9 protein-coding genes are annotated in these 6,610 nt (G+C 70.1%); 4 read left to right on the forward strand and 5 right to left on the reverse strand.

Annotated elements, in window-relative coordinates; genetic code table 11:
• The 5 genes from VKN16_22110 to VKN16_22130 all read right to left on the reverse strand — a co-directional run.
• Window positions 1-274 (reverse strand): hypothetical protein (locus VKN16_22110; protein ID HME96907.1); only part of this gene is annotated, 274 nt, incomplete at its 3' end.
• 11 nt (window positions 275-285) lie between these two features.
• Window positions 286-636 (reverse strand): hypothetical protein, encoded by a 351-nt coding sequence (locus tag VKN16_22115; GenBank protein HME96908.1) that lies wholly within the window; start codon window positions 634-636, stop codon window positions 286-288.
• Window positions 630-1,163, reverse strand: coding sequence for an ABC transporter substrate-binding protein (locus tag VKN16_22120; protein ID HME96909.1), 534 nt, complete (start codon window positions 1,161-1,163; stop codon window positions 630-632). The genes VKN16_22115 and VKN16_22120 overlap by 7 nt, the downstream gene beginning before the upstream one ends.
• 90 nt (window positions 1,164-1,253) lie before the next feature.
• Window positions 1,254-2,177, reverse strand: coding sequence for a branched-chain-amino-acid transaminase (ilvE, locus tag VKN16_22125; protein ID HME96910.1), 924 nt, complete (start codon window positions 2,175-2,177; stop codon window positions 1,254-1,256).
• 58 nt (window positions 2,178-2,235) lie between these two features.
• Window positions 2,236-3,111, reverse strand: coding sequence for an alpha/beta hydrolase (locus tag VKN16_22130; GenBank protein ID HME96911.1), 876 nt, complete (start codon window positions 3,109-3,111; stop codon window positions 2,236-2,238).
• A gap of 105 nt (window positions 3,112-3,216) precedes the next feature.
• Between VKN16_22130 and VKN16_22135 the strand changes: the two genes are divergently transcribed.
• From VKN16_22135 to VKN16_22150, 4 genes are all read left to right on the forward strand, one after another.
• Entirely contained in the window at window positions 3,217-4,062 is an 846-nt protein-coding gene (locus VKN16_22135) for a peptidase (GenBank protein HME96912.1), read from the forward strand.
• 58 nt (window positions 4,063-4,120) lie between these two features.
• Window positions 4,121-5,017 (forward strand): dihydrodipicolinate synthase family protein, encoded by an 897-nt coding sequence (locus VKN16_22140; GenBank protein HME96913.1) that lies wholly within the window; start codon window positions 4,121-4,123, stop codon window positions 5,015-5,017.
• A 55-nt stretch (window positions 5,018-5,072) separates the two neighbouring features.
• Window positions 5,073-6,404 carry an extracellular solute-binding protein gene (locus tag VKN16_22145; GenBank protein ID HME96914.1) on the forward strand — a complete coding sequence of 444 codons (1,332 nt, stop codon included), beginning with the start codon at window positions 5,073-5,075 and terminating at the stop codon, window positions 6,402-6,404.
• Window positions 6,401-6,610, forward strand: a 210-nt coding sequence (locus VKN16_22150; GenBank protein ID HME96915.1) for a hypothetical protein, incomplete at its 3' end; no start/stop codon positions are given. The genes VKN16_22145 and VKN16_22150, both read left to right, overlap by 4 nt.

Consider the following 6,610-nt stretch of genomic DNA (forward strand, 5'->3'; position numbering starts at 1 on the left):
CGGCCAGGTGCGGCGCGCGGTCTCCAGCACCGCGTCGAGGTAAGGATACTTCCGGCCGCTCACCCGGTTGGGCACGTGCATGACCCCGACGACGAGCGGGCCGGGGGCCTGGATCCGCGCGAGGAGCCAGCGCGCGCGCCAGCTCCGCGCTCGGGGGCGTGCCGCGGAACTCGCAGAGCGCCACCGCGTCGGCGCTCCAGGCCCGGATCTGCCGGGCGATGGCGGCGGTCCGCACGCCGCCGCCGTGGCGGATGTTCCAGAAGACGACCCGCATGCTTCGCCCCGCTACTTGTCGAGCCAGACCTCTTGCAGACGGCAGCAGTTGTAGGTGACCTGGTTCAGGATCAGGTTCTTGACGTAGGGGTAGTGCGCGAACCGGTCGGTGCGCCAGCCCATGGTCGGCCGCGCCGCGTCCTCCTCGAGCTTCTTCTGGATCTGCCAGACCAGCGTCAGGCGCTTCTGGGCGTCGATCTCCTGGGACTGCTGGTCGATCAGCCGCCCCACCTCCTCGTTGCAGTAGTCGCCGTAGTTGCGCGGTGAGCCGCAGGCGTAGTTCTCGTAGAAGTTGGCGTCCGGATCGTCGACGCCGAGCCCGGTGAGGTTGGCGCCGATCTGGAACTCGCGGCGGGTCACCATCGGATGCCACTGCGCGGTGTCGATCTGCTTGAGCGTCGCCTCTGAGCCTCGACGGCCTCGACGTTGGCGTACCACTCCTTCCGCGGGTTGATGCGGAGCTTGGCCGGCGCGTCGGCGGCCTCGCGCACCACATCGAAGGTGAACTTCACATCCCGCGAGGTGAAGGGCCGGCCGTCGTGCCACGTCACGTCGCGTCGCAGGAAGAACACCAGGTTGCGGTAGTTGTCTTGCCACGACCATGTCTCGGCCAGCTCGGGCACGATCGTGTCCATGCGGCCGAGCCGCTTGGTCTGGTCGTAGATGACGAGGTTGCTGTAGCACGGCATGGCCGGCCACGTGACCGAGTTGGTCGCGGCCTCGTGAATCGCGAACCCCTGGGGCAGGTCCTCGCGGAGCACGAGCCGGAGCACGCCGCCCGGCTTGCCGTCACGCGGAGCGGGCGCGGGGACCTGAGCGAGCGCGGAGACGGGCGCGAGCGTCGAGCCGAGGATCAGGAGGAGACCGAGGACACGGGCGGCGCTGGACATGAAACGTCTCCTTGGAGGAACCGGCCTGGGCAACCGCTCCTCACCCGGCCCTCTCGCCTCGGGGGAGAGGGCCGGGGAGGACGGGCAAGGTCAGACGGTGACGGGCTTGTAGACCGGCATGCGCCACTCGGGGAAGCGCCGGTCCGTGCCGCGTACCACGTTCATGTAGGCGGTGAGCAGCCGCTGGGTGATGGGGCCCACGCCGCCGTCGCCGAGCGGAAAGCGATCGACCGAGAGGATCGGGGTGATCTCGTAGCCGCTGCCGCAGAAGAAGGCCTCGTCGGCCACGTACAGCTCGGTGCGCGCGATGTCGCGCTCCACCACTTCCATGCCGAGCGCGGGCGCGACCGCGTCGATCAAGGTGGTGCGGGTGATCGACTCCAGGATGTCGCTGGTGATCGGCGGGGTGACCAGCTGGCCGCGGCGCACCATGAAGAACGTGGCGCCCGAGCCCTCGGCCACCGTGCCCTGCTGATTCAGGAAGATCGGCGCGTCGTAGCCGTCGGCCTTGGCCTGGAGCGTGGCGAGCCGGCCGTTCTGGTAGTTGGCCCCGCACTTCAGCCGGATCGGGATCGCGTTGTCACTGGTGCGCTGCCAGGAGGTGATGCAGCACTTGAGCCCGCTGCCCTCCGTGATGCGCGCCCGACGCCGGGGGTTGATGTAGAGCCCGGTCGGGCTGGTCGAGTCGAGGCCGGGGGCGGCCACGTAGGCCACCAGGTGCATGTGCACGTCCTCGCGGATCTCGTTGCCGCGCAGCACGTCCCGGACCGCCTCGTACAGGTCCATGTCGGTATAGGGCACCGTGAATCGCATCATCTTCATCGACTCACGCAGGCGCGCGAAGTGCTCGCCGAGACGGAAGCAGTAGACCTCTCCGTCGGCCTCGTTCCAGTAGGCGCGCAGGCCCTCGAAGACGTTGGTCGCGTAGAAGACGGCCGCGCTGTTGACGGGCAGGACCGCCTCGGCCGGCGAGACCAGGCGGCCGTTCATCCAGATCTTCAACTCTTGCGCCACGATGGGTTCCTCCGTTGTCGGCGCCCTCGCGGTGCGGCGCCGGACCGCAGAGAGGATATCACCGTTGGGCGCCGAGGTGGGAGAGCAGCCGGGAGGTGACCGCGGCCGGCGCCTCGTCGGTGACGAAGTGGCCGACTCCCGGCAGGGTCTCGAAGCGGAACGGCCCGCTGACGAAGTCGGCGGTGAGGCGGGCCGCGGTGGGGCCGACGGTGGCGTCACGATCGCCCCAGATGTAGAGCGTCGGCACCGTGATCGCGCCGACCTCGACCGTGGTGAGCGTCCCGGCCGCCCGGTACCAGGCCAGCGCGGCCTCGAGGGCCGCCGGCTCGCCGAGCACCGACAGGTACTCGTCCACCGCGACCGGGGGCACGCCCTGCCCGGCGAGCCGCGCCCGGAGCAGGCGCGCCCCGTCCTCGAGGAGACGCGGCCCGGTGGCCTGATCGTGGAACGCCTTGTGGTGGCGGGACCGATGCTGCTGGTCGTCGGCGTTGTCGCGGAAGGCGCGGCGGAAGGCGGCGGGGTGCGGGCGTGAGAGGACGGTCAGCGACCGGATGCGCGTGGGATGCCGGTGTGCGGTGACCCAGCTCACGTGGCCACCCCAGTCGTGGCCGACCAGGTGGAACGGCCGGCCCCGCGCGCCGGCGGCGTCGGCCAGGTCGAGCACGTCCTGGACGAGGCGGTCGACCCCGTAAGCCGCGAGTCCCTCGGCCGGATCCGGTCGCACGCCCGCCGAATAGCCGCGCTGGTCCGGGGCCACCGCGCGGTAGCCCGCCGCGCCCAGGGCCGGCACCTGCTGGCGCCAGGTGTGGCGCGTCTGCGGGTAGCCGTGGAGCAGGATGACGAGCGGGCCGTCCGCAGGCCCGGCGGTCGCGGCGCTGAAGCGGCCCTCGGCGGTCGCGATCGTGTCGCTCGAATGCGCGCGACCGTCGGTCATGGCGTCACGGTAGCCGCGGCGCCGGCGCCGGTCAATCCGATGCGCCGCGCTTCTGGTACCATACCCGCGCATGTGGAATCGGGCGGCCGCACCGGCAGGGGTGCGTTGACCTACTGCGTCGGCATCTGGACCCGGCACGGCCTCGTGATGGCGTCGGACTCCCGGACCAACGCGGGACACGACCAGGTCAACGTTGCGCGCAAGATGCACACGTTCGTGCAGCCGGGCGAGCGCGTGTTCATCCTGCTGAGCAGCGGCAGCCTCTCCTGCACCCAGTCCATCATCACGCTCCTCCGCCGCGACTTCGATCAGGGCAAGGGCCTGGCTCAAGCCCCGTCGCTCTACGACGCGGCGCGGGTGATCGGCGAGCAGGTGCGCCGCGTCTCGGACATGGATCGCGACGCCCTCGAGCGCGACGACTTCAAGTTCAACGTCAACCTGGTGCTGGGCGGGCAGGTCCGGGGCGAGTCGCCGGGCCTCTTCATCATCTATCCCCAGGGCAATCCGCTCCAGGCCAGCGAGGACTCGCCGTACCTGCAGATCGGCGAGACCAAGTACGGGCGGCCCATCCTCGACCGCGGCATCCGCTTCCAGCGCACCACGCTCGAGGAGGCGGCCAAGTACGCGCTGCTCTCCCTCGACTCGACCATGCGGTCGAACGTCACGGTGGGCCCGCCGATCGATCTCCTCGCGTACCGGGTGGACGAGCTCGAGATCACGCGGCTGCGGCGATTTCCCGCGAGCGACCCCGATCTCATCAAGATCGGCACGCGCTGGGAGCAGGCCCTCCGCCAGGCGGTGGGCCGGCTGCCCCAGATTCGCTTCCGCGCGCACCGACCGGCCGGAAGCGCCCAGATGCCGCCGGGCGAGAGCATCGAGGTGGTCGAGCCGAGCCCGACCGAGAGCACGCCGGCCGAGCTGCAGCCGCAGGCCAAGCCGCCATCGCCCTGACGCCGCCCCCCGGAGTGTCTCGGCCAACCGCGTCCGTCGCCCAGGCCAGGAGGCCATCATGAGCGCCAATACCCGCATCTTCGGCATCGTGCCCCCGATGACCACTCCGTTCCGTCCGGACGACACCATCGACGACGCGGCGCTGCGCGCGGAGACGCGCTATCTCATCGAGACCGCGCGGGTGCATGGCCTCGCGGTCACCGGCAGCACCGGCGAAGGGCACGCGCTCACCACCGACGAGGTGCGCCGGATCACCGCCACCGTGGTGGACGAGGCGCGCGGCCGGGTGCCGGTCATCACCGGCATCATCACCGACAGCACCGCCTCCGCGGTGGAGCGGGGCCTGGCCGTGCGCGATCTGGGTGTCGCGGCGCTGCAGGTGACGCCGGTGCACTATCTCTTCCGTCCCGACGACGACGCGATGGTGCGCCACTTCGAGACGCTGGCCGCCCGCACCGACCTGCCCATCATCATCTACAACGTGGTGCCGTGGACGTACCTGTCGCCGCAGCTGCTGGCCCGGATCATCGGGGCGGTGCCCGGCGTCATCGGGGTCAAGCAGAGCGCGGGGGACATGAAGCTGCTCGCCGATTTGTTGCTGCTGGTGGCCGACCGATCGCGCATCATGAGCGCGGTGGACGCGCTCCTCTACCCGTCCTTCGCCCTGGGCGCCCACGGCGCCATCGCGGCGATTCTCACCGCGGTGCCCGCGCTCTGCGTGCAGCTCTGGGACGCGGTGCAGGGCGGCGACCACAAGCAGGCGCTCGCCCTGCACGAGAAGCTGCTGCCGATCTGGAACGCGATCGCGCACGACAACCTGCCCGCCAACGTCAAGCACTGCCAGGCCCTGATGGGCCGGCCGGCCGGCGTGCCGCGGGCTCCCATGCCCGCCACGTCCGCCGCCCAGGCCGACGCGATCCGGCGGGCCCTGCAGGGGGCGGGCGCGCTGCGCTAGCGCGCGGCGACGCTCGGCTCCCTCTCACCGTCCGAGGTCAAGGAGGATCCAGACGATGGCCGATCCCGAGTCGCAGTCGATCGATCGCCGGACATTCGTGAAGACCGCCGCCGCCGCGGCCGCCGGCGGCATCGAGGGCATCCTGGCCGCGCGCCGGGCGCCCGCGTTCGCCCAGGGCACCAAGCTGCACTGGGTGCGCTGGGTGGACTTCGTGCCCGAGTCCGACGTGGAGCTGAAGCGCCAGATGCCGGAGGCCTCCAAGGCCCTCGGCGCCGAGGTCACGCTCGAGACCATCAACGCCAACGATCTGCAGGCCCGGATCACCGCGGCGATCCAGTCCGGCTCCGGCGCGGACATCTTCCTCATGCAGTACAACTGGCCGCAGCTCTATGCCAACTCGCTCGTCGACGTGAGCGACGTGGCCAACGACCTGGCCAAGGCGGAAGGCGGCTTCTACGACATCTATCCGCCGTCGTGCAACGTCAACGGCAAATGGCTCTCCGTCCCGCACTCGGTGCTGGGCAACGCGGTGGCCTACCGCAAGTCGTGGCTGAAGGAGGCGGGAGCGAGCGAGTATCCCAAGACCTGGGACGACGCGCGCAAGCTCTTCGCCGCGCTCAAGAAGAAGGGCAAGCCCTACGGCCAGACCCTCGGGCACACCTTCGGCGACGCCCCGGTATTCACCTACACGCTCACCTGGGCCTTCGGCGCCGCCGAGACCGACAAGAGCGGCAAGAAGGTGGTGCTCGACTCCAAGGGGGCGGTGGAGGCGGTAAAGTTCATGCAGGCCTTCTGGAAGGAGTGCTGCGACGAGGGCGGCCTCGCCTGGGACGACACCAACAACAACCGCGCCTTCCACGCCGGCGAGGTCTGCGCGACCCTGAACGGAGCCAGCATCTACCTGGTGGCCAAGCGGCAGAAGGACAAGATCAAGGACGACAAGGGTGAGCCGATGTGGACGGACATCGACCACGCCCCGCTGCCCGCCGGCCCCGCCGGGGCGTACCTGCTCTTCCTGAACCACTCGGACGCGATCATGAAGTACAGCAAGAACCAGAAGCTCGCGAAGGACTTCCTGCGCTGGATGCACAAGAAGGAGAACTACGAGAAGTGGTTCCTCACCCAGGAGGCGTACAGCGTGGGCGCCACCCGGGTGTGGGAGAGCCATCCGATGTGGGAGAAGGTGGACGGGCCGCTCAAGATGTTCCGCACCGCGGCCCGCAACACCCGCCTGTTCGGCTACGCCGGGCCCTCCACCGGCAAGGCCACCGAGGTGTTCTCCAAGTACATCATCACCGACATGTACGCCAAGGCGGTTCAGGGCACGTCGGCCGAGGACTCCGTGAAATGGGCCGAGGCCGAGCTGAAGAAGATCTACGAGGCGTGAAGCGGTCCATCGCCGGGGGTGCGGGCGGCGCGGCCCCGCTGGAGGCCGCCCTCCCGCACCCCCGGACGTCGTCGCCCGCGGGCCTGACCCGTTTCCTCGAGAGCGAGCGGCTGCTCGCCGCGATCCTGCTCGCCCCCGCCCTGGTGCTGCTGGCGACGTTCATCGCCTATCCCTTCGTGATGGGGGTCTGGCTGTCGCTCAGCAAC

This window comes from Candidatus Methylomirabilota bacterium (assembly GCA_035315345.1).
Taxonomy (GTDB): Bacteria; Methylomirabilota; Methylomirabilia; order Rokubacteriales; family CSP1-6; genus CAMLFJ01.

Coding starts and splice junctions, on each gene's coding strand:
- VKN16_22115 (HME96908.1), bottom strand. CDS start 636: ATGGTGACCCGCCGCGAGTTCCAGATCGGCGCCAACCTCACCGGGCTC.
- VKN16_22120 (HME96909.1), bottom strand. CDS start 1,163: ATGTCCAGCGCCGCCCGTGTCCTCGGTCTCCTCCTGATCCTCGGCTCG.
- VKN16_22130 (HME96911.1), bottom strand. CDS start 3,111: ATGACCGACGGTCGCGCGCATTCGAGCGACACGATCGCGACCGCCGAG.
- VKN16_22140 (HME96913.1), top strand. CDS start 4,121: ATGAGCGCCAATACCCGCATCTTCGGCATCGTGCCCCCGATGACCACT.
- VKN16_22145 (HME96914.1), top strand. CDS start 5,073: ATGGCCGATCCCGAGTCGCAGTCGATCGATCGCCGGACATTCGTGAAG.